Origin of the sequence: Luteitalea pratensis (assembly GCF_001618865.1) — a bacterium.
In the GTDB taxonomy this organism is placed as follows: Bacteria; Acidobacteriota; Vicinamibacteria; order Vicinamibacterales; family Vicinamibacteraceae; genus Luteitalea; species Luteitalea pratensis.
The window spans coordinates 269,298-291,460 of record NZ_CP015136.1; the positions used below are offsets into that span (position 1 = coordinate 269,298).

At 68.4% G+C, this 22,163-nt stretch carries 18 protein-coding genes and 1 pseudogene; 15 read left to right on the forward strand and 4 right to left on the reverse strand.

Features of this window, described 5'->3' with window-relative positions; all coding sequences use genetic code 11:
- Positions 1-208 precede the first annotated feature (208 nt).
- Positions 209-1,453 (reverse strand): mandelate racemase/muconate lactonizing enzyme family protein, encoded by a 1,245-nt coding sequence (locus LuPra_RS01160; RefSeq protein ID WP_234800667.1) that lies wholly within the window; start codon positions 1,451-1,453, stop codon positions 209-211.
- Between the two features lie 93 nt (positions 1,454-1,546).
- Entirely contained in the window at positions 1,547-4,216 is a 2,670-nt protein-coding gene (locus LuPra_RS01165; RefSeq protein WP_110169066.1) for an ADOP family duplicated permease, read from the reverse strand.
- Positions 4,217-4,444: 228 nt separating this feature from the next.
- Between LuPra_RS01165 and LuPra_RS01170 the strand changes: the two genes are divergently transcribed.
- From LuPra_RS01170 to LuPra_RS01215, 10 genes and pseudogenes are all read left to right on the forward strand, one after another.
- Positions 4,445-5,791 carry a beta-N-acetylglucosaminidase domain-containing protein gene (locus LuPra_RS01170; protein ID WP_157898602.1) on the forward strand — a complete coding sequence of 449 codons (1,347 nt, stop codon included), beginning with the start codon at positions 4,445-4,447 and terminating at the stop codon, positions 5,789-5,791.
- Positions 5,788-6,414 carry a GNAT family N-acetyltransferase gene (locus tag LuPra_RS01175; protein WP_110169068.1) on the forward strand — a complete coding sequence of 209 codons (627 nt, stop codon included), beginning with the start codon at positions 5,788-5,790 and terminating at the stop codon, positions 6,412-6,414. Before LuPra_RS01170 ends, LuPra_RS01175 begins: the two co-directional genes overlap by 4 nt.
- 237 nt (positions 6,415-6,651) lie before the next feature.
- The gene (locus LuPra_RS01180) at positions 6,652-7,899 is read left to right on the forward strand and encodes a DegT/DnrJ/EryC1/StrS family aminotransferase (RefSeq protein ID WP_110169069.1); all 1,248 of its coding nucleotides are present in this window, start codon (positions 6,652-6,654) and stop codon (positions 7,897-7,899) included.
- Positions 7,900-7,903: 4 nt separating this feature from the next.
- Complete coding sequence (locus tag LuPra_RS01185; RefSeq protein WP_110169070.1) at positions 7,904-9,136, forward strand: PTS sugar transporter subunit IIC; 1,233 nt, start codon at positions 7,904-7,906, stop codon at positions 9,134-9,136.
- Between the two features lie 42 nt (positions 9,137-9,178).
- Positions 9,179-9,859 (forward strand): c-type cytochrome domain-containing protein, encoded by a 681-nt coding sequence (locus LuPra_RS01190; RefSeq protein ID WP_162271270.1) that lies wholly within the window; start codon positions 9,179-9,181, stop codon positions 9,857-9,859.
- Positions 9,828-10,207 (forward strand): annotated as a pseudogene (locus tag LuPra_RS33815) (DUF1549 domain-containing protein); the annotation flags it as partial. The gene LuPra_RS01190 and the pseudogene LuPra_RS33815, both read left to right, overlap by 32 nt.
- Before the next feature lie 354 nt (positions 10,208-10,561).
- On the forward strand, positions 10,562-11,713 hold the full coding sequence (locus tag LuPra_RS01200) for a LamG-like jellyroll fold domain-containing protein (protein WP_234800991.1): 1,152 nt from the start codon (positions 10,562-10,564) through the stop codon (positions 11,711-11,713).
- Complete coding sequence (locus LuPra_RS01205) at positions 11,608-12,462, forward strand: DUF1553 domain-containing protein (RefSeq protein WP_110169074.1); 855 nt, start codon at positions 11,608-11,610, stop codon at positions 12,460-12,462. Before LuPra_RS01200 ends, LuPra_RS01205 begins: the two co-directional genes overlap by 106 nt.
- Before the next feature lie 141 nt (positions 12,463-12,603).
- Positions 12,604-13,437, forward strand: a complete 834-nt coding sequence (locus LuPra_RS01210) for a c-type cytochrome (RefSeq protein ID WP_110169075.1) — start codon at positions 12,604-12,606, stop codon at positions 13,435-13,437.
- Positions 13,434-15,041 carry a pyrroloquinoline quinone-dependent dehydrogenase gene (locus LuPra_RS01215; RefSeq protein ID WP_110169076.1) on the forward strand — a complete coding sequence of 536 codons (1,608 nt, stop codon included), beginning with the start codon at positions 13,434-13,436 and terminating at the stop codon, positions 15,039-15,041. The genes LuPra_RS01210 and LuPra_RS01215 overlap by 4 nt, the downstream gene beginning before the upstream one ends.
- Before the next feature lie 132 nt (positions 15,042-15,173).
- Here the strand turns inward: LuPra_RS01215 and LuPra_RS01220 are convergent, their stop codons facing one another.
- Both LuPra_RS01220 and LuPra_RS01225 read right to left on the reverse strand, forming a co-directional pair.
- Entirely contained in the window at positions 15,174-16,517 is a 1,344-nt protein-coding gene (locus LuPra_RS01220; RefSeq protein WP_157898604.1) for a sigma-54-dependent transcriptional regulator, read from the reverse strand.
- Positions 16,518-16,530: 13 nt separating this feature from the next.
- On the reverse strand, positions 16,531-18,402 hold the full coding sequence (locus LuPra_RS01225; protein WP_110169078.1) for a sensor histidine kinase: 1,872 nt from the start codon (positions 18,400-18,402) through the stop codon (positions 16,531-16,533).
- Between the two features lie 210 nt (positions 18,403-18,612).
- On the opposite strand from LuPra_RS01225, the gene LuPra_RS01230 reads away from it, so the two are divergent.
- Genes LuPra_RS01230 through dsrP form a run of 5 tightly spaced genes read left to right on the forward strand, consistent with a single transcriptional unit; the run spans position 18,613 to position 22,152 of the window.
- A complete protein-coding gene (locus LuPra_RS01230) occupies positions 18,613-18,930 on the forward strand; it encodes a hypothetical protein (protein WP_110169079.1) in 318 nt (105 codons plus the stop codon).
- Positions 18,931-18,939: 9 nt separating this feature from the next.
- A complete protein-coding gene (locus tag LuPra_RS01235) occupies positions 18,940-19,407 on the forward strand; it encodes a Crp/Fnr family transcriptional regulator (protein ID WP_157898605.1) in 468 nt (155 codons plus the stop codon).
- Between the two features lie 43 nt (positions 19,408-19,450).
- The gene (locus tag LuPra_RS01240; RefSeq protein WP_110169081.1) at positions 19,451-19,981 is read left to right on the forward strand and encodes a cytochrome c3 family protein; all 531 of its coding nucleotides are present in this window, start codon (positions 19,451-19,453) and stop codon (positions 19,979-19,981) included.
- Positions 19,982-20,012: 31 nt separating this feature from the next.
- Positions 20,013-20,885, forward strand: a complete 873-nt coding sequence (locus tag LuPra_RS01245) for a 4Fe-4S dicluster domain-containing protein (protein ID WP_234800668.1) — start codon at positions 20,013-20,015, stop codon at positions 20,883-20,885.
- 16 nt (positions 20,886-20,901) lie between these two features.
- Positions 20,902-22,152 carry a sulfate reduction electron transfer complex DsrMKJOP subunit DsrP gene (gene dsrP / locus LuPra_RS01250; protein ID WP_110174462.1) on the forward strand — a complete coding sequence of 417 codons (1,251 nt, stop codon included), beginning with the start codon at positions 20,902-20,904 and terminating at the stop codon, positions 22,150-22,152.
- Positions 22,153-22,163 lie beyond the last annotated feature (11 nt).

Sequence of the window (22,163 nt, forward strand, 5' to 3'; positions counted from 1 at the left end):
CGGGCTCGGAGGTCCGGCCCTACCTGTTTCGCCCGGCGATCGCACGTTCGACGCTGACCAGGGTCGGCGCCACATCACCTTCGACGCGGACATCCACACGGATGATGTAGGCGTCGAGCTTGCTCGACGCTGACGGGTCGCCCCACGCTGACGCACCTGCCTGCCGACCAAGGTCGGCAGCTGCACCGACTGCGCTGGCCGCGGCCGTTCACCAGTGCGTCAGCGATCCATCCGGCCGCCGGAACACGTTGCGGCGGCCCGGCTGGGTCACCTCGCCGATCTGGGTGAGCCGCGACATGTCGGCGGTCACGCCAAGACCCGGGCGGTCGTTCGCATAGGCCTTGCCATTCTTGAAGTCCAGGCACTCGGGCAGGTGCTCGATCGGCTGTCCGCCGTAGTTGTATTCGAACAGCACGGGGCCGGAGAACGTCGACAGGCAGTTGACGAGCGCGGCGGTCGCGATCGGGCCAGTGAAATGCGGCACGATGCCGACGGCGTGGGTCTCGCAGATGGCCGCGATCTTCATCATCTCGGTGACGCCGCCGACGTTTGGCAACGTCGCGCGGATGAAGTCGACGTCGTGTGCCTCGACGAGGCGGTTGAAGTCCCAGCGCAGGCCCCATTCCTCGCCGTGGGTCAGCGGCACGTCGGTCATCTGGCGCAGCTTCGGGATGTCCATCAGTGCGTGCTCGTCCCGGACCGGATCCTCGACGAAGAACGGATCGAAGGGCTCCATCACCTTGCACACGCGCACCGCGTCGTTGAAGTCGAACCGCTGGTGCAGGTCGATGCACCAGTTGCCGTCGGGCCCAACGGCCTCCCGGACGTCGCGACAGTCCTGCTCGATGCGGCGCACCACCGAGCGGGTGTCGAACACGGCGTCGATCGGCACGTCGCCGGCGCCCATGCGGAACGCCCGGTACCCGGCCTCCATGGTCGCTTTCGCGCGCTCCTTCAGGCTGAGTGTTGCCGTGTCCGGAACGCCGGCAGGACGTGCGCCGCCGGTGGCGTAGCACTCACAGTAGTCACGCGTGGCGCCGCCGAGCAGCTCGTGCACGGGCAGGCCGAGTGCCTTGCCCTTGATGTCCCACAACGCGAGATCCAGTGCGCCGAGGGCGTGCGTCTTCTCGCGACCCGGCGGGTAGAACCAGGCGATGTAGGCTTCCTGCCAGATCCGCTCGATGTGGAACGGGTTCTTGCCGATGAGCGTGCCCGCCACCTGCTCGAGGGTGTCCTTCGCGCCGCCCTCGCCGATGCCGGTGATGCCGATGTCGGTCTCGACGGTCACCACCATGTTGCTCTGGTTGAACAACGGGTTGAGATTGGGCGGATGGTAGATCCGCACGCGGGTGACCTTCGCCTTGGGCAGCGCGGCAGCGGCGGGTCGAGGCCGCAGCGCGGAGAGGACGGGCGCCGCTGCCATGGCGGCGAGAAATGTTCGTCGATCAATCACAGGTCACCTCACGCGTCGCGGGACGCGACGCGGGGCACGATCGCGTCGGTTGCATGCGCGAGATTCTGCCACGCGGACGTGGCAACGCTGGCGTCAGCTGTCGCGCAGGACGCTGGCCGGCGCCACCCGGGCCGCCCGCCAGGCCGGGATCCACGCCGCGATCAAGGCGACTGCTGTCAGTGTGGCCGCCGAGCCGATGAAGGTTGCCGCGTCGTGCGGCTGCAACTGGAACAGCATCGTCGCGACGAAGCGCGATGCCCATAACGCACCAGCGAGGCCGACCGCGACGCCGACGGCGACCAATACCATCACGGAGCGAAGGATCAGGCCGACGATCCGCCCGGGGCCGGCGCCGAGTGCCACGCGCACGCCAATCTCGGACTGACGAGCGCGCACGGCATGGCTGACGATGCCGTACACGCCAATCGCGGCCAGCAGCAGGGCAAGCGCACCGAAGAATCCCGACAACAACGCGACGAGTCGCTCCTGGGCAATCGTCGCGGCCTGCAGTTGGTCGAAGGCCCTGAAGGTCACAGCGACCAGGGGGTCGGCCTGCGCCAGCCGTTCGGCGACGGCTCGCTGGACGGCACCTCGTTGGGCCGGCGACGTGCGAAGCGTCAGCCCGATCGTCGCCGTGATCTGTGGCTGCTGCGCGATGGACAGGTAGGCAGTGGGCACACGGCCCTCGCGCGGAGACTGATAGAGCGTGTCGCGCACCAGCCCAACGACTTCGTAGGGGGTGCCGCCGTCGCGACTGCCAAGCCGCATGACCTGCCCGATCGGTGACGTACCGCCCAGGAAACGCTCGGCGAACGACTCGTTGACGATGGCGACCTTCGGCGCGCCGGCGCGATCGTCGGCGTCGAAGTCGCGCCCGGCGATGCGCTCGATTCCCATCGCTTCGAACCAGCCAGGCGTCGTGGCATTGAGCCACGTCATCAGGCGGCGGGAGGCCGGAGGTGTGGGCGAGGACCCGACCCAATTGTTCCACGAGCTACCGCCCATTGGCGTCTTGAGGGAAGCCGCCATCGAGGTGATACCAGGCGTGCCGGCAATCGCCTGCAACAGATACTCGACGCGGGCGCCCCGCGCATCAGCTCGTGCCTCGCTTCGCTGCAGGTTCAGCTGCGCCACCAGGACCGATTCGGGCTCGAAGCCCAACGGCACGCGGTGAAGTGATGCGAAAGTCCGGAGGAACAGGCCCGCGGCGGCAACGAGCAGCAGCGAGAGGGCGATCTGGGTGACAACGAGCGCACCACGGATCGCGAATCTGCGATCGCCGGCGACGCCTCTGCCGCCAGCACGCAGGCCCGCCGAAGGCGCAACGCTCTTCACGCCCAGCACTGGCGCGCTGCCGGCGACGATCGCGGCCGTGCACGCCACGCCTGCGGCAAATAGCAGGACACGCCAATCCAGTGTCAGGGGCAGCACGACGGTCTCGCGCCAGGTCGCGAGTTGCGCGACCAGTACGGCGCCGGCCCACTGCGCGATCACGAGCCCGAGTGCGGCGCCGGCTGCCGCCACGATGGCGCTTTCGGTGAACAGCAGGCGCGCCACCCGCCACCGCGACGCGCCGAGTGCCAGCCGCACGCTCAGTTCCCGCTGACGCGATACCGCGCGTGCCAGCAGCACGCCGGCGATGTTCGCGCAGGCGACGAGCAGCACCAGGCAGACCGCCACGAGCATCGCGGTCAATGGCGTCGCGAAGCGGTCCCGCAACGTCGATCGCCCGGTCTCGGCCGAGACGAGCTCGAACGGTTCGGTCAGGTACTTCGCGAGCATCGCCTCGGGCCATTCGGGAAGCGTCGCCTGCCGGATGTGCGGTTGCACCGCGCGCAGAGCCGCGTTGGCCTGGCTGAGGTGCTGGCCGGGCTTGAGGCGCAGCATGATCTGGACCCACCAGTCCGACCGCGCGCGCAGCGAGCTCTCGCCGCGCGTGATGGTCGGCTCGGATGCAAAAGGAACGGCGACATCCATGCGTCGACCCACCTCGGTGCCGGCAAACTCCGGCGGCATGACGCCAACGATGGTGAAGGGCACTCGCTCGAGCGTGAGCCGCTGCCCGATCACGTCATCGCCGGCGCCGAAGCGATCCACCCAGAGGCTGTGGCTGATGACCGCGACCATGCCGTCCGCGGCCGCCCCCGTGTCGTCGTCGGCTGCCAGCATGCGGCCCCTGACCGGGCTCACGCCGAGGACGTCGAAGTAACGTCCGTTGACGTACGCGCCGTCGAGGGGAGCCGTTTCGCCTCGCTCGGACGTGTCGAAGCTCTCGTTCGACCACGCGATGGCGCCATCCGCAAGGTCGCCATCGAGGCGGCGGATCTCTTCCCAGATCGGGAAGGTCCACGAGCCGTCGGCCAGGAGCACCAGCTGCTCTGGCGCGCGCACCGGCAGGGGCCGGAGCAGCAGGCTGCTGAAGATCGAGAACAGGGCCGTGTTGGCGCCGATGCCGAGCGCCAGCGTACCGATGGCGACCGCCGCGAATCCCGGACTTCTCCGGAGGCCGCGCACCGCGGTGTGCACGTCCTGTCGCAAGGCCTCCCAGACGCGGACCACCCACACATCGCGAGCCTCCTCGATTGCGAGCGAGACGTTTCCGAGCGCGCGGCGGCTCATGTCGTGCGCGGTGTGGGACGGGATGCCGTCGCGCTCGAGGGCCTCCTGCCGCAAGGTGCGGTGCGTCTCGATCTCCTCCCGAAGGTCAGCATCGAGCCGACTGCGATGCAGCAGGTGACGGATCCGCGACAGGAGTGCGTTCATGGTGTCCGGGGACGTGGGTCAGGTAGTCGCAGGGCGCACTGAATCGCCCCGACAGTAGCTCCCATCAGTCGTTGATGGAGTCTAGGCATCGTCTGCCGGTCCGGTCAAGTCCCATCAATGCTTGATGGGAACAACTGGTGACGAATCGCGGCGCCGTGCGGGCCTCGCCGACGACGCAGGGGGCCCGCGACGGTCGGCCGCCTCGCTGCACGCTATGCTGTGCCGACGATGCTTCTGTCCGGGGTGATCGAGGGCTTCTACGGCCCGCCGTGGAGCCAGGCCGAACGTGCCGCGCTATTTGCGCAGATGGCGGCCTGGGGACTCGACACCTATCTGTACTGCCCGAAGGACGACCTGCACCACCGAGCCGTGTGGCGCGAGACTTATGGCGAGACGGACGGCGCCGCCATGGCGGCGCTCGTCGAGGCATGCCATGCACGCGGCATCCGCTTCATGTATGGCATCGGGCCCGGACTGGATATCCAGTACGGCAGCGATACGGATCGCGGCCACCTGCGCGATCGCTGCGCGCAGGTGATCGCGATCGGTTGCGACGGCCTGGCGCTGCTCTTCGACGACATCCCGGACCGTCTCGACGTGACCGATCTGGACCGGTGGGGCAGTCTTGCGGCCGCACAGGCCGACGTCGCCAACGATGTCGTGCAGTGGGCGCGAGCGCAGCGGGGCGATCTCGCCGCGGCCTTCTGTCCGACCCCGTACTGCGGCCGGATGGTCGCCGCCGGGCATGGCGGCCTCGGGTATCTCGATGCGCTCGGCGCGTCACTCGACACCTCGATCGACGTCTTCTGGACCGGCCCGGAAATCGTGTCTGGCGAGATCTCCGTGGCACACGTGCGTGAGGTCGCTGCGCAGCTGCGGCGCAAGCCGATCCTGTGGGATAACCTCCACGCCAACGACTACGACGGCCGGCGGATCCATCTCGGGCCATACGCGGGCCGGCGGCTCGAGCTGCGCGAGGAGGTGCGCGGGATCCTCACCAATCCCAACACGGAGTTCCCGCTGAACTTCATGGCCCTCCGCACGCTGGCGATGTACCTGCAGGCACACGGCGCGTGGCAGGAACGCGACGTATACCTGGCGGCGCTGAGCGAGTGGCTGCCGTCCTTCGAGACGATGAGCGGCGGCCTGCCGTTTGACGACCTCGTCCTCCTGGCCGACTGCTACTACCTGCCGTATCACGAAGGGCCCGAAGCCGAGGCGTTCCTGTCGAGCGCGCATCGTGCCCTCGCCGATCGATCTCCGGAGTGGCGCGTGCACGCGACCAGGTTCATCGAGCAGGGCACTCGACTTCGCGATCTCTGCGGGCGCCTGGCCACGCTGCGTCACCGCCCGCTGTTTCACGCGTTGAGCCGCCGCGTCTGGGATCTGCGGGAAGAAATCGACCTCCTCGTCCGCGGCGCACAGGCCCGTCTCGCGACTGCGGACGGCAACGTCTCCTTCCGATCGGACTTCCACCTGCCATGTACGTTCCGTGGCGGCACCGTCGCGCGGCTCCAACGCCTGCTCACGCCACACGCCGACGGCATGTTCACGCCCACTGGTGATCCCGCATGAGTGGCAACGCGATCATCCGGCCTGCACGCGCGAGCGACGAGGCTGCCGCGTATCACGTCTGCCTCAAGACTGGTGATGCCGGTGGCGATGGCGAGCCTGTCTATCGAGACGATCCCGATGCGCTCGGCCGGCTCTTCGTCGGCCCGTATCTGGCCTTTGCCCCCGAGTTGAGCCTGATGCTCGAGGACGCCGGCGGTGTCTGCGGCTACGCGCTGGCGGCGCTCGACTCGCGCGCGTTCTACGCCCGCTACGATGCCGAGTGGCGGCCGGGCCTCTGCGCACGCTACCCGGATCCGCAGGGCGATCCGTCGACGTGGACCCGCGTGCAGGAGGCATACGGCTGGTACCACCATCCGGACTACTTCTGCCCCGAGCCCTACGATCAGTACCCGTCGCACCTGCACATCGACCTGCTGCCCCGTGCCCAGGGGCATGGCCACGGCAGGCGCATGATGGAGGGGCTCATGGATCGCCTCCGCCACCATGGTTCACCGGGCGTGCACCTCGGCATGTGGGCTCGCAACGAGCGGGCCTACGCCTTCTACGTGCGGTTGGGCTTCCACGAACTCGCCCGCGTCGGCTCGCCCGAGGACGGCAGCATCTACATGGGGAAACGGCTTTGACGAACGCCGAACGCCGAACGCAGAACGTCGAACGCCGAACGCAGGGCGCCAGGGCCGCAAACCAGATGGTGCCGGCGACGAGGTCAGTGCCCGCTCCGAGGCAGGGCCGGCTCTCCGAGCCCGGCCATCGGCCTTCGTTCCAGGTTCGTATGAAGCCGTAAGCCGTAATCCGTAAGGCGTCAGCGTTAGGCGTCAGGCGTCAGGCGTTAATGAGGCATTAGGCATTAGGCATCAGGCATGACTACGACCCTTGCACTGTTTGGTGGCGCACCAGTTCGCACTCGTCCGTTTCCGACATGGCCGATCCTCGACGAAGCCGACGAGGCACGTGTGCTCGGCGCCTTGCGCAGCGGCAAATGGGGCCGGCTGGCCGGCGAGCAGGTCGCCGAGTTCGAGCGGCGGTTCGCGGCGATGCACGGCTGCCGTCATGGCATCGCCGTCGTCAACGGCACGGTCTCGCTGCGCATCGCGTTGATGGCCGCGGGCCTGCAGGCCGAAGACGAGGTCATCGTTCCCGCGTACACGTTCCTCTCTACGGCCACCGCGGTCGTCGAGGCCAACTGCGTGCCGGTGTTCGTCGACATCGACCTGGCGACCTTCAACATGGATCCGCATGCGGTCGAAGCGGCGATCACGCCGCGCACGCGGGCGATCATCCCGGTGCACTTCGCGGGGCAGCCCGCGGACATGGACGCGCTGCTCGCCATTGCCAAGCGGCACGGACTCTTCGTGCTCGAAGACGCCGCGCATGCGCACGGCGCCAGTTGGCGCGATCAGCCCGCCGGCAGCATCGGCGCTTGCGGTTCGTTCTCCTTCCAGTCCAGCAAGAACCTCACGGCGGGCGAGGGCGGAATCATCGTCACCAGCGACGACGCACTCGCGGCCGCATGCCGGTCCATCCACAACTGTGGGCGCGTGCCGGGGGGTATCTGGTACGAGCATCACGTCATCTCGGGCAATTACCGCCTCAGTGAACTCCAGGGCGCGCTGCTCAACAGCCAGCTCGATCGACTGGAGGACCAGACGGCCAGGCGAGGCGAGAACGGCGTGTACCTCGCTGTGCGGCTCGCAGCGATCCCGGGCCTGTTCCCACAGGCGCGACCGGAGTGGTGCACCCGCCACAGTCAGCACCTGTTCATGCTGCGCATCGATGCCGCCGCATTCGGCGCGTCGCGCGAGGCCGTGCTCGCCGCCTTGCACGCCGAGGGCATTCCCTGCGCCGGTGGCTATGGCTATCCGCTCCCCGATCAGCCCCTGTTCAGGAACAAGGCCTTCGGGCCGTACCTGGCGCACGTCCGCGATCGCCTGGACTACTCGCGCGTCTCGTGTCCCAACAGCCAGCGCATCTGTCGCGAGCAGGGACTCTGGCTCGACCAGTCGATGATGCTCGGCACGCGCGACGACATGGACGACATCGTCGCGGCGTTCCAGAAGGTGCACGCTGGCCGCGACGCGCTTGCCGGCCACCAGGCCCAGGCGCGCTGACGCCGTGACGCGACTCACGGCCCTGCTGAACCGTCACGTCGTTCCGGCGCTCACCGCGCTCAGCGAGAACACCTACATGTCGGCGATTCGGGCCGGCATGGTCTCGGTGGTGCCGCTCACGATCATCGGCGGCCTGTTCCTCGTCATTTCCTACCTGCCCGTGCCCGGCTGGACGACGCTGGTCGCGCCGTGGCTGCCGCTGTTGCAGATACCGGTCACGGCCACCTTCGGCATCCTCGGGCTCGTCGCGTGCCTTGCGATCGCGTACGACCTCGGCGCGCGCTTCAGGCAGGAGGCCCTGGTGAGCGCGACCATGGCCCTGGCCGTGTTCCTGCTGATCCAGGTCGAGCCTGCCGATCTCACGTTCAGGACGCCCGGCCTCGGATCGCAGGGACTCTTCACCGCGATCATCGTCGCGCTCGTCGTCGTCCGCGTGCAGAAACTGTTCACCGACCGCGGCATCGTCATCACGATGCCCGAGACCGTGCCGTCGGTCGTGTACCAGTCGTTCCTCTCACTGGTGCCACTGCTGTTCCTGGTGGTGACGTTCTGGCTGATCAGGTTCGTTGCCGGCGTGGACATCAACCATGTGGTGCAGGCGGCCTTCCGCCCGCTGGTGTTCGCGTTGAACACGCTGCCGGGGATCCTGGTGTACGCATTCCTGGTCAGCCTGTTGTGGTCGGTGGGCATCCATGGCGACAACGCGCTCGACGCGATCGTGGCGCCGATCTTCCTGCAGTACCTGGCCGAGAACGTCGCCGCGATGACCGGCGGACAGCCGCTTCCCTACGTCACCGCCAACGGCTTCTTCACGACGTTCGTGAACGTCGGCGGCACCGGCGCGACGCTCGCGCTCGCGCTGATTCTCGTCCGCTCACCGGACGCCGCGTTCCGGCAGGTCGGGCGCGTCTCGCTGCCGACGCAGGTGTTCCAGATCAACGAGCCGATCTTCTTCGGGCTGCCGATCGTCCTCAACCCGGTGTTCATGGTGCCGTACGTGCTGAACGCGATGATCCTCACGACGGGCAGCTACCTGCTCATGTCGTGGGGCCTCATCCAGCGCCCGTTCATCAACGTCCCGTGGACGACGCCGCCGATCATCGGGCACTACCTGGTGACCGGTGGCGACTGGCGTGCGGCAGCATGGGGTGTCGTGTCCCTCGCGATCGCGGTCGTGGTGTACTACCCGTTTGCACGAGCTGCCGAGCGGGCGCGCGCACAGCACCGCGCCGTGTGACCCCGTCGGATACATCGGCTTTTGGCCATGACTGCTCGCCCGATGGCCCCGCTTGCGGGCCCAGTTCTCGCGCTCCTGGCGGCGTTCGGCGCCGGGTGCGGCGTACCGGGGCCAACGGTCGACAACCTTCCCGAGCGTGTCGACTTCGCGCTCCACGTGCGGCCGATCCTTTCGGACCGCTGCTTCAAGTGCCACGGCCCGGATGGCGCCGCGCGGAAGAGCGAATTGCGTCTGGACCGCGAGGACGTGGTGTTCAAGCGCCTCGCCTCGGGCGCCACGGCCGTGGTTCGTGGCCGGCCGCGCAGCAGCGAGCTCGTGCGTCGCATCCTCAGCGACGACCCGGCGGTACTGATGCCGCTTCCGGACTCGCATCTCGAGCTCAGCGATTACGCGAAGGCCGTCCTGGTCCGATGGATCGACCAGGGGGCGGAGTGGAAGCCGCACTGGTCGTTCACCGCTCCGAGGATGCCAGAGCTCCCGCCGATGCCCGTGCATGAGGCGCAGAGCGCTCCGATCGACCGCTTCGTGCGGGCGCGGCTCCGCGCGCACGGCCTCGAGCCGCATCCGGAAGCGCCGAAGGAAGTCCTGATCCGACGCGTGTCGCTGGCGCTGACGGGATTGCCGCCGACAACCGGACGAAGCGGACGCCTTCGTTCGGGACCCGTCACCGGATGCGTACGAACGCGTCGTCGATCGCCTCCTGGCATCGCCGGCCTACGGTGAGCGGATGGCCGCCGACTGGCTCGACATCGCGCGCTTCGCGGACACGCACGGCTACCAGGACGACGTGCCGCGCGACAATTCGCCGTGGCGCGACTGGGTGATCGCGGCGTTCAACCGCAACATGCCGGTGGATCAGTTCATCACCTGGCAGCTGGCGGGCGACCTGCTGCCCAACGCCACGCGCGAGCAGCGGCTCGCGACCGCCTTCAACCGGTATCACATGCAGAGCCAGGAAGGCGGCATCGTACCGGAGGAGTACCGCGTCGAGTACGTCGCGGACCGGTGCGGACGCTCGGGCGGGCGTTCCTCGGGGTGACACTCGAGTGCGCGCGGTGCCACGACCACAAGTACGACCCGATCCAGCAGCGCGAGTACTTCCAGCTGTTCGCGTTCTTCAACAGCATCAACGAGGCAGGACAGGCGCCGTACTCGGGCATGGCCAGTCCCACGGTCATCCTGCCGTCGGCCGAGGCCGATGCTCGCCTCGACGCCCTGCGCGCCGAACGCTTGGCCCTCGAACAGGCCATGACCGCGGCTGCGACTGGGTACGACGCCGGGTTCGACGCCTGGCTGCGCGGAAGCGCCCGTACCGCGTCGTCGCTACCCTCCACCGACGGCCTCGTCGTGCACCTGCCGCTCGACGGCAACCGTCCCGGCAAGATCCTGGTCAAGGACAAGGAGGGCAAGGGCAAGCTGGTGCCGATGCTGACCTTTGCCAACCTCGGATCGTCGCGGACGCCGGCCTTCCTCGGTGGCGACGAGGACCGTGCTCCCGAGACGGTGCCCGGTCGCCTCGGCGGCGCACAGCGGCTGCGCGGCGACAGCGAGATCAAGTCACCCGAGGGCGCGGCGTTCTTCGAGCGGAATCAGCCGTTCTCGCTCGCCACGTGGTTCCGGATCGACAAGGCTGGCACCGCCGGGCCACTGATCGCACGGTCGGGGAGCTTCGCGAACGGGTATCGGGGCTACCTCGTGCGCCTCGAGGCTGATGGCACGCTCACTGCCGCGTTGCACCACGTGGCGCCTGACGATTCCATCGAGATTCGCACCGCCGATCCCATGCCGGTGACGCAGTGGCGTCACTTGTCGCTGACCTACGACGGATCGAGCCGCGCCGCCGGGCTGCGCCTGTTCCTCGATGGCCGTCCCGTCCCCACGAAGACGGTCGTCGACAACCTGCAGCGCAGCCTCATCAACAGCGGCATCGAGGGGCGGCAGATGTCGGGGGCGCCGCTGGGGCTGCGTCTCGGCAGCCTCGGCGAGTTGAGCAAGGAATCGTTGCGCGACGTCACAGTCGAGGACTTCCGCGCCTACGGCCGACAGCTCAGTGATCTCGAAGTCGCCACGCTGGCCACCGGTACCGATGCGCTGCCGGCCCTGCTCGCCGCGCCGGGTGCCGAACTTCTGGCGAGCGATCGCGCGCGGCTGCGCCAGCACTACCTGCTACGTGTCGACGCGGCCTACCGCACGCGCCTGGATGCCATCACCAAGGTCCGCGGTGAAGAGAACACGATCCTGACCGCCCAGCCCAGCGTGATGGCGATGCGTGAGTTGCCCGCGGCCCGGCCGACGTTCATCCTCGCGCGTGGCGCGTACGACGCGCCCCCCGAGCCGGTCACTCCCGGTACGCCGAAAGCGATCCTGCCGTTGCACCCGGGCCTGCCGCGCAACCGTCTCGGCCTCGCGCGCTGGCTGCTGGCGCCGGCCAATCCGCTGACGGCACGGGTGTTCGTCAATCGTACTGGGCGATGGCCTTCGGTCGCGGCCTGGTGGCCACTGCCGACGACTTCGGCAGCCAGGGGCGGATGCCGAGCCATCCCGAGCTGCTCGACTGGCTGGCCACCAGGTTCGTGAAGTCCGGCTGGAATGCCAAGGCGCTGCAAAAGCACATCGTGATGTCGGCGACTTACCGCCAGTCGTCACTCGCCGCCGAGCAGGCGCGCGCCGCCGACCCCGAGAACATCTGGCTCGGTCGCGGGCCGGCATTCCGGATGCCGATCGAGGAGGTGCGCGATACGGCCCTGGCCGCGAGCGGCCTGCTCGTGCGTCGCATCGGTGGGCCGAGCGTGTATCCCTACCAGCCAGACGGCGTGTGGGAGTCGCTTGCCGCCGGAGCCAAGTACCCGCTGTCCACAGGCGCGGACCTGTACCGGCGCAGCCTTTACACGGCGTGGAAGCGAGCCGCGCCGCCGCCATCGGCGATCGGCTTCGACGCGTCCGAGCGGCTCACCTGCATCGTCACGCGGCAGCGCACGAACACCCCGCAGCAGGCGTTGATCCTGCTCAACGATCCGCAGTTTGTCGAGGGCGCCCGCATCCTCGCCGAGCAGCTGATGCGCGATGGCACGACCCCTGCCGATCGCGTGACACTCGCCTTCCGGCGCGTGATCACCCGAGGGCCGTCAGCGTCCGAGGTGACCCAGCTCACCCGCCTCTACGAGACGACGCGCGAAGGCTTCGCGGCCGCACCCGACAGCGCCGTCGCGCTGCTCGCGACCGGCGAGCGTCCGCGCGATCCCACACTCGCCCCGACCGAACTCGCGGCGTGGACGATCGTGGCCAGCACGATCATGAACCTCGACGAAGCGGTGTTCTCCCGCTGATGGTAGGGGCACGTCCCCGCCTGGCGCGCCGAAGCCTTTGGCGGAGGCGGAAGCGGCCCGAGGCCAGGCGCGTTCGGGAACGCGCCCTACCCGCGAGATGGCGGTACATCCCGACATCGTGATATACCGCCCGCAATCGCCATGCGTGCCCATGTCCTCACGCGCTGTCGTCGTGTGGCCCTCGCACTCGGCCTGGCCGGGAGCGCCGCAGTCGTCACTGCACGCGGACAAGTGCCACCACCGCTGGCGCAGCCGACTGCGGCCGACCTGGCGAGCGGTGCGAAGGTCTTCGAGGTCTATTGCGCGCGCTGTCATGGCATGGACGGCTCGGGCGGGTCGGGGCCGCCGCTGACTCGCCCGCGATTGCGCCGAGCGGCCGACGAGGCCGGCGTGATCGCGATCGTCTCGGAAGGAGTGCCCGGGACATCCATGATGGGCGCCTGGTCACTGTCCGAGATCGAGACGCAGCAGGTCGCGGCCTACGTTCGATCGCTCGGGCAGCGGCCACCCGAGACGTTGACAGGCGATGCCGATAGCGGCCGCCGCGTCTACGACAGCGCCGGCTGCGCGGCGTGCCACATCCTCGAGGGCGGGGGAACGGCCTTCGGCCCCGATCTGACCGACGTGGGCGTGCTTCGCGGGACAGCCTACCTGCGTGAGTCACTGATCAATCCCGCCGCTGCCCGGCCCGAGCGGCCTCTCCCCTATGAGCCGTACGGGTACCCGGCGTACGTGCAGGTGCGTGCGCGCCCGCGGCGCGGCGACGAGGTCGTCGGCGTGCGGGTCAACGAGGACACCTTCACCATCCAGCTGCGCGACAAGACCGGCCGGCTGGTCTCGTTCCGCAAGGCGGACCTGCAGCAACTGGCCTTCGAGCCGGAGACGAGCGTGATGCCCAGCTATCGCGGACAGCTCGACGACACGCAACTGAACGACCTGGTCGCGTACCTGATGACGCGCACGGGCCGGCCATGACGAGTCCAGTGGCGCGACGGTGCCTCCTCGCGTGGCTGACCGCCCTCGCCCTCGTGCCTGGGGTGCGTGCCCAGGTGACGCCCGCTCGAATCACCTCGGCCGTCCAGGAGCCGGGAGCGTGGCTGACCTACTCGGGGACCTACGACGGGCATCGCTACTCGCCGCTGGCCGAGATCACGCCCGACAACGTGGCCCGCTTGCGCCCGACATGGGTCTACCAGGCCCAGGAGGCAGGCGGCCTCCAGACCACACCTCTCGTGGCCGATGGCGTGATGTACATCACCGAGGCGCGCAGTCGCGTCGCCGCGCTCGACGTCCGCACGGGACGCACGCTGTGGCGCTACGAGCCGTCGATCCCGAGCAAAGTGCGCGTCATCGGCTTCGGGCCGTCCAACCGCGGTGTCGCGCTGCTGGACGGACGCGTCTACGTTGGCACGCTCGACGCGCGACTTGTGGCGCTCGACGCCGTGTCTGGAGCCGTTCGCTGGACCGTCCAGGTCGCCGACAACGCGCTCGGCTACGCCATCACCTCGGCGCCGCTCGCCATCGCCGGCACGATCATCATTGGCGTCAGCGGCGGGGAGGCGGGTGTCCGGGGCTTTGTGGATGCCTACGATGCGGCGACGGGCGCCAGGGTCTGGCGCTTCCACACCGTGCCTGGGCCTGGCGAGAAGGGACACGACACGTGGAGCGGCGACAGCTGGAAGACCGGCGGCGCTCCGACGTGGCTGACCGGCAGCTACGACCCGGAGCTGAACCTGCTCTACTGGGGCGTCGGCAACCCGGCGCCCGACTGGAACGGCGACGTCCGCCCTGGCGACAACCTGTACAGCTGCTCGCTGATCGCGATCGACGCGGCGAACGGCACGTTGCGATGGCACTTCCAGTTCACCCCGCACGACACGCACGACTGGGACGCCAACCAGATTCCGGTGCTCGTGGACGCCGAGATCGCCGGTCGCGCGCGCAAGCTCGTGGTCACGGCGAATCGCAACGGCTTCTACTACGTGCTCGACCGCACCTCCGGGGAGTTCCTGAAGGGCACCGCCTATGCGAAGCAGACGTGGGCGAGCGGGCTCGACGCGCGAGGCCGGCCCATCCTGATTCCCGGGATGGAGCCGTCGGCGACCGGCACGGCGGTGTGGCCGAGCCTGCAAGGGGCCACCAACTGGTTCAGCCCGGCGTACGACTCGCAACGGCGCCTGCTGTTTGTCCCGGTCCGCGAGATGGGCTCACGCTACTTCAAGGCCGACGCCAAGTACGAGCCCGGCAAGCCCTTCATGGGCGGCGGCGAAATCGTGGAGGCCCCCGGCGAGGCCTACGGCGCGGTGCGCGCGCTCGACCTGCTGACAGGCGAGCGGCGCTGGGAGCATCGCCTGCTGTCGCCACTCTGGGCCGGCGTCATGGCCACTGCCGGCGGACTCGTGTTCGGCAGCACCAATGAGGGCAACGTCTACGCCCTCGATGCCGAAACGGGGCGACCGCTGTGGGACTTCCAGGCCGGAGCCCCGTGCTCGGGCAACCCGATCGCCTTCCAGATCGACGGGCGGCAACACATCGCCACTGCGTGCGGGCGAGCCCTGTTCGCGTTCGCGCTGCCCTGAAGGGCGTAGCTCCCTGAGAGGCGTAGCCGCCGGACTTCAGTCCGGCGGTCACCGACACCGTGTCCGAGTCGACGGCAGCGGTGCCCGTCAGACCTGGAGCCCGACGACGGGTGTCGGTGTCCGGCGCCCGGCTCACGACAGCAGCCCGTAGCTCCGCAGCTTCCGATACAGGTTGCGCTCGCTGATGCCGAGCGCGCTGGCGGCGTGACCGCGGTGCCCGCGCGCGGCGCGGAGCGCACGCTCGATGTGGGTGCGCTCCATCTCCTCGAGTGTCGGCAACCGCCCTTCGACGGTGTCGGGGGGCGCCGGCATTGCCGGAGCTTGCCGCGCGTGGATCGACAGGTGCTCCGGTCGGATCTCCGGGCCTTCCGACACCACCACTGCCGCCTCGATGACGTGCATCAGCTCCCGGACGTTGCCGGGCCAGTCGTGATGCCGCAGCAGGTCGAGTGCCGCCGGGCCGAGGTGCTTGCGGACGGCGAAGCGCTCTCCCATCAGCCCGACGAAGTGCCCGGCGAGCAGCTCGACGTCCCGGCACCGATCGCGCAAGGCAGGAAGCCGCAGTTCCACGGTGCGCAACCGATAGTAGAGATCCTCGCGAAACACGCCCTGCGCGACCATGTCGGCGAGATTCCGGTTGGTAGCGGCAAGGACGCGGACGTCCACGTGGATTTCCGTGGTCCCGCCGACATGCCTGAAGCAGGACGTATCGAGCACCCGCAGCAGCTTCACTTGCGTGGCGAGGCTGACTTCGCCGATCTCGTCGAGGAAGATGGTGCCGCCGTGGGCGACCTCGAACAGCCCCGACTTCGCGCGATCGGCACCCGTGAAGGCGCCGCGCTCGTGTCCGAACAACTCGTTCTGCAGCAGCGTCTCCTGCAGTGCCGCGCACTCCACCACGACGAACGGGCGATGGCGCCGCGCGCTGCGCGCGTGCAGCAACTTGGCGACCATCTCCTTGCCCGTCCCGGTCTCGCCGGTGACGAGCACGGTGGAGTCGGTGGCCGCCACGCGTTCGATCAGGTCCAGCAACTGCCGGAACGCCGGGCTGTCGCCGATGAACGCGCTGCGGAGATCCGGTGGCGTGAGCCCCCGCTCGAGCAGGCTGTTGCGCCTGCGAAGCGCCTGCCGTTCGAGTGCCCGCCGGATGCGGATGTCGAGTTCATCGAGCGGGCACGGCTTGGTGACGTAGTCGAAGGCACCGATCCGGATCGACTCCACGGCTTCGTCCAGCGACCCGTGCCCGGTCAGCATGATGACGTCGGTTGCAGGGCTCACCTGCCGGATCCTCCGCAGCGCCTCGAGGCCATCGACGTCCGGCAGGCGGAGATCGAGGAGTACCACGTCGGGCTCGTCGTCGACCACGCGACGGAGGGCCTCCGCCGCCGTTGCGGCCGCAGACACCGAGAAGTGCATCCGCTTCAGTTCAGCAGCCAGCACGCTCCTGAACGCATCGTCATCGTCGACCAGCAGCACCGTGGCGGAGGTCCTAGGCGGGGATGGATTCAACGGTGTCACCGATGGCCGGAAGCACGATGGAGAAGGTCGAACCGCGATCGACCGAGCTCCGCACGAGGATGTCGCCTCCCCAGTGCCGCACGAAGTTCTTCGACAGGAACAGGCCCAGGCCCGTGCCGCCTGCCCGCATGCTGAAGAAGGGCTCGAAGATGTGCGCCTGATGCTCCGGGGTGATGCCGCAGCCGTTGTCGCTCACGTCGATCGTCACCTGCTGACCCGCGTGTGCGGTCGCGCCGACGCGAACCGTGCCACCTGGCGGACTCGCCTGCACCGCGTTCAGGAGCAGGTTGATCAGGGCGTGCTGGAGTTCCGATTCCGCCGCCTTCACGCGCAATCGACGGGCGCCAGGGGCGTCGAGCACCAGCGCCACGCCACGCTCCCGTGCGGTGGGCGTCACAAGGCGCGTGGCCATCGCCATGGCCTCGCCGACGTCCACCACCTGTGCGACCGACGGATCCCCGCGCGCCATCCGGAGGAACTGCTGGGTGATGCCCCGGCAGCGCAGGACCTGCTCGCGCGCGGTGGCGGCATAGTCGCGGACATATGCCCAGTCGGAGTTCTCGCCGTTGTGCGTCATCTCGCGCCCGATGCCCTCGACGCACGCGAGCACGGTGCCGAGGGGCGTGTTGAGTTCGTGCGAGAATCCCGATGCGAGCAGGCCCAGCGATGCGAGCTTGTGCGACTCGGCCAGCTGCGCCTCGGCGGCACGTCGTTCCGAGATGTCACGCCAGACCTCGACGACGTGGACGTTGCCGTCGGGCAGTCGCGTCACGGGCGAGGCGTGTACCTCCTCCCAGGCGACCGAGCCGTCGGGGGTGTGCCGTTCGCAGATGCGGATTTGTGGTTGTCCCGACTCGAGGCACGCCATTGTCGGGCAGTCGACGACCGCGCACGCGGCCGCGCCATCCCTTCGGCAGGAGTCGCCGAGCAGGGTCTCGCGCGACGTGCCGAACCGCGTGATGAAGGCGGTATTGGCGGCCACCACCTTCCGGTCGGCATCGAGGACGACGATTCCGTCCTCGATACTGTTGATGATCGTCTCGAGACGCTCGCGTTCTCCCTGGACCTGCCCGACGAGCGAGCTCACCGAGTCGGCCATGGTGTTGAACTCGCGCGCCAGCCGCGAGATGGTGTCGCTTCCGGTCACTGGCACGCGCCTGTCGAGGTTTCCCTGCGCGATCTGCCGCGCCGCCGCCTCGAAGCGCTGCAGCCGCCGGAGCACGAGCACGCGCACGATGAGGCCGAGCGCCGCCACCAGCAGGATGGTGATGGCGGCGGTGACACCGACCATCCACCGGAGGTCGCGTCCGGCGGCCGCATGAATCTCCGCCGCGTCGAGATCCGAGATCAGGACGCCGTTGATGGCGTGCCTGGAGTCGTGACATTCGTGACATTCGGCGCGATTGCGGATGGGTACCACGGTCCGCAGGATCTGGCTGCCGGCGGTGTCGATGACGCGGCTCGAGGTGCGCGCCGCGGGTGGGTACCGGTGACACGCCTGGCAGGTGGGCGATGCGATATCGAGGTCGTCGTCCGCGATCGGTCGGCCCGAGAAGTGCACCTTCCCCTGACGATCGAGCAGCATCACGTTGATCACGTGCGGCTCACGGCCGAAGGTCGCGATCATCCGCGAGATCAGCGTGCGGTCGTCCTCGAGCATTGCGTGCTCGAGCGCACCCCGAATCAGCTCCGACCGGGCGACCGCGTCGCGCCGCGCCGTCTCGATCAGCGTCTCTGTGTGGCGGAGTGAATAGAGGTAGGCTCCCGCGGCCGAGGCGATGCTTGCCGCTGCCGTGATGCCGAGGGCCAGACCAACCGTCGTGCTGGTCAACCGCGGTCGCATGACACCGCCTGCCCGCGCGAAGCGCGAGCGTATCGTGGCAGAGTCCGAATGCCCCGTCAACGACTGACGGAACGTCAGCGTCGGCCTGACACATTGGCAGGCAAGGGTGGAATCTGCGCCCCGCGTCCCGCGGGATCACGGCGTTGACGACTCCTCAACGCTGGCACCCATCGTGCTCCTTCACGAGGCAACGTCTGCAAGGAGGCCCCGATGGGAGTGCTACTGATGCTCGGTCTGGCCGTGATCGTCACTGCGTTGCAGGCTGTGATCCTGGCCTATCTCTGGCGCGAGTCACAGGTTTCGACGCCACCGGTCCTCCACGCCGCCGACGTGCTGGGCCCACCGCGGTTCTTCCAGGTCAGTGTCGGCCCCGCGGCTCACGGCGCGCCTGCCAGCGCCCACCTACCGCTGCTGCTGCAACGGCTCGAACAGCACATTCGTCTCGAAAAGGCCGCCGCGGAGTCGTTCCACCGGTACCCGACGGTCGCGTCCCTCCACAAGCACACCGACTCTCCACTCCTGCACTGAGGTATGGCCATGACACCGCACCCGGAACTCTTCTCCGGCCTCTCCGATTCGGACGCGACAGCGCTCGAGGCCCGGGGTTCGCGACTCACGCTCGAGCCCGGGCAGGTGCTGTTCCGCATCGGTGACGACGCCACTCGCCTGTACATCGTCGCTCACGGTGTGATCGAGCTGCGGATGCCGATGCAGGTGGAGGGGCACGACGAGGACGTGCGCATCGAGGACTGCGCGGCAGGCCAGACGCTGGGGTGGTCCACGCTCGTCCCGCCACATCGCTTCACGCTCAAGGCCGAGGCGCGGCAGCCCACGGAGTTGCTCGCGTTTCCGCGCGACATGCTGCTGGCCTACTTCACGAGCCGTCCCGACGTGGGCTACGTGGTACTGGGCAACATCGCTGCCCTCCTCGGACAGCGTCTCCAGGTGTTCCAGACCATGTGGGTCCGCGAGGTCCAGCACGTCGTGGATCTCGCTCATGGCTAGCAGGCTCGTCGCACCGTGTCGGTCTATCGCGGCGATCGCCCTGATGGCCTGCCTGTCCGGATGCAGCGACGCCGTGTCGGCCCGCGACACGACCCGCGACGCGGCCGGCGGCGCCCAGGCGCGCGCCGTCGCCTCGTCGGCCCCGACGCTGGTGGAAGTGCCACCACCGCCGTTCTCCGAGGGCGTCTTTCCCTGCTCCGGGTGCCACGCGGAGCCCGATCTTCCGCCCAATCGGATACGACGGCCCCTGGTGGACGCGCACGACGAGATCGTGCTGAAGCACGACGAGCAGCATCGCTGGTGCCTCGACTGCCACGACGCGACCAATCGCGACCAGCTCCATCTCGCGAGCGGCGAACTCCTGCCATTCGCCCAGTCGTACGACCTGTGCGGTCAGTGCCACGGCGAGAAGGTGCGTGACTGGCGAGCCGGCGTGCACGGGCGCCGGACCGGCTCCTGGAACGGCCGGAAGGAATACTTGCTGTGCGTGCACTGTCACGACCCGCACGCGCCGCGTTTCAAGGCCCTGGCCCCGAAGCCTGCGCCGATGCGGCCGGACCGCATGACGCGGTAGCGCGGTGTCGGCCTCGTCAAGGGAGCTTGCTGTGGACACCACACCCGAGCCGGTCTCACGGCGGACCTTCGCGACCTGCGCCGCCGCCGCGGCAGCCGGCTTCGTGTTGACCGCGTGCGGCCCGAAACGGCTGTACGACGTGCCTCGTGAGCGCCTGCGACAGCTGGTGCGCGACATGGAGCGCGAGTATTCCTCCAAGTACGGCAAGGACGTGACGGTGTCGGATGCCGGGCCGCAACCCGGGGTCCTGTTCGGATACGCCCTCGACATCTCGCGATGCATCGGCTGCCGCCGCTGCGTCTACGCCTGCGTCGAGGAGAACAACCAGTCTCGCGATCCGCAGGTGCACTGGATCCGCGTCCTCCAGATGGACAAGGCACACGGGGTCGACTTCGCGCACGCCGACGAGTACTACGAGCCCGAGCTGGTGCCCGAGGACGGCAAGTTCTACGTGCCGGTGCAGTGCCAGCAGTGCGAGGACCCGCCGTGCACCAAGGTGTGTCCGACCGGCGCGACGTGGAAAGAGAAGGACGGCATCGTGGTGATCGACTACGACTGGTGCATCGGCTGCCGCTGCTGCATGGCCGCCTGCCCGTACGGGGCCCGGCACTTCAACTGGAAGGCGCCGTCGATCGCCAGCAAGGACGTCAATCCGTCCATGCACTATCTGGGCAACCGGCCGCGGCCGAAGGGCGTGGTCGAGAAGTGCACGTTCTGCATCCAGCGCGTCCGCGCCGGACGTTATCCCGCCTGCGTCGAAGTGTGTCCGGTCGGCGCCCGCAAGTTCGGCAACCTGCTCGATCCCGACAGCGAAATCCGCTACATCATCGAGCACAAGCGTGTGATGGTGCTGAAGGAAGAACTCAACACCATGCCGAAGTTCTTCTACTTCTACGCAACGTGAGGCGGCCGTGGAGACCATGCGCGCGTTCGTCGGGTTCGGCACCACCAGCCTGCGGCTCGTCTCACGGGGCGACGCGCTCTACTGGGGCTGGATTGGCGTGCTCCTGCTGCTGGTGGCGTCGGGGATGCTGGCCTACGTGGACCAGTTCCGCGTCGGCCTGGCGGTCACGGCGATGCGCGACCCGGTGAGCTGGGCCTTCTACATCGGCAACTTCACGTTCATGGTGGGGGTCGCAGCTGCCGCCGTGGTGCTGGTGATCCCGGCCTACGTCTACGACTGGAAGCCGATCCGCGAGGTCGTGATCATCGGTGAGCTGCTGGCGGTGAGCGCCATCCTGATCTGCCTGCTGTTCGTCCTGGTCGACATCGGCCGCCCGGAGCGTTTCTGGCACGTCCTTCCCGTGATCGGGTACCTCAACTTCCCGCGCTCGGTCATGGCCTGGGACGTGATCGTGCTCAACCTCTATCTGCTGATCAACCTGATCGTCGTGACGCACGTGCTGTTCAGCACGTTCCGCGGCCGGCACTACTCGATGCGGCTGGTGCTGCCGCTGGTGCTGCTCTCGATCCCGATGGCGATAGGGATTCACACGGTGACGGCGTTCCTCTACACGGGCATGGCGGCGCGGCCCTACTGGAACGCCTCGATCCTGGCGCCGCAGTTCCTGGCCTCGGCGTTCAGCTCCGGCCCGGCCATCCTGCTGATCGTGCTGCAGTTGCTGCGGCGCTTCACCGCCTTCGAGATCCGTGACGAGGCCATTCAGAAGATCGCCGAGCTGATGGCCTACGCGATCTTCCTCAATCTGTTCTTCCACGGCGCCGAGGTGTTCAAGGAGTACTACTCGAACACCGAGCACTCGCTCTACACGCGGTACTGGTTCGAGGGAATCGGCGCACACCGTACGCTGGTCCCGTACGCATGGGCGGCGGTGGGGCTCCAGGCCCTGGCGCTGGTCCTGTTCGTCGTGCCGGCGCTGCGGCGACACCCGGTCATGCTCAACGTCGGCGCGATGGCGACCTACGCCGGCGGCTACATCGAGAAGGGCATGGGCCTGATCATCCCCGGCTTCACGCCCGACACGTTGGGCGCCATCTACGAGTACTCGCCGACGATCCACGAACTGCGCGTGGCGGCCGGCGTGTTCGCGGTCGGATTCCTGGTCTTCACGTTCCTGCTTCGAGTGGCGGTGCCAATCCTGCTCGGGCAGGAGCGCCTGGCAGGCAGCTCACATCCGATGGAGAGTCAGCGCCCATGGACGCGCGCGTGACGCGCTCGGCG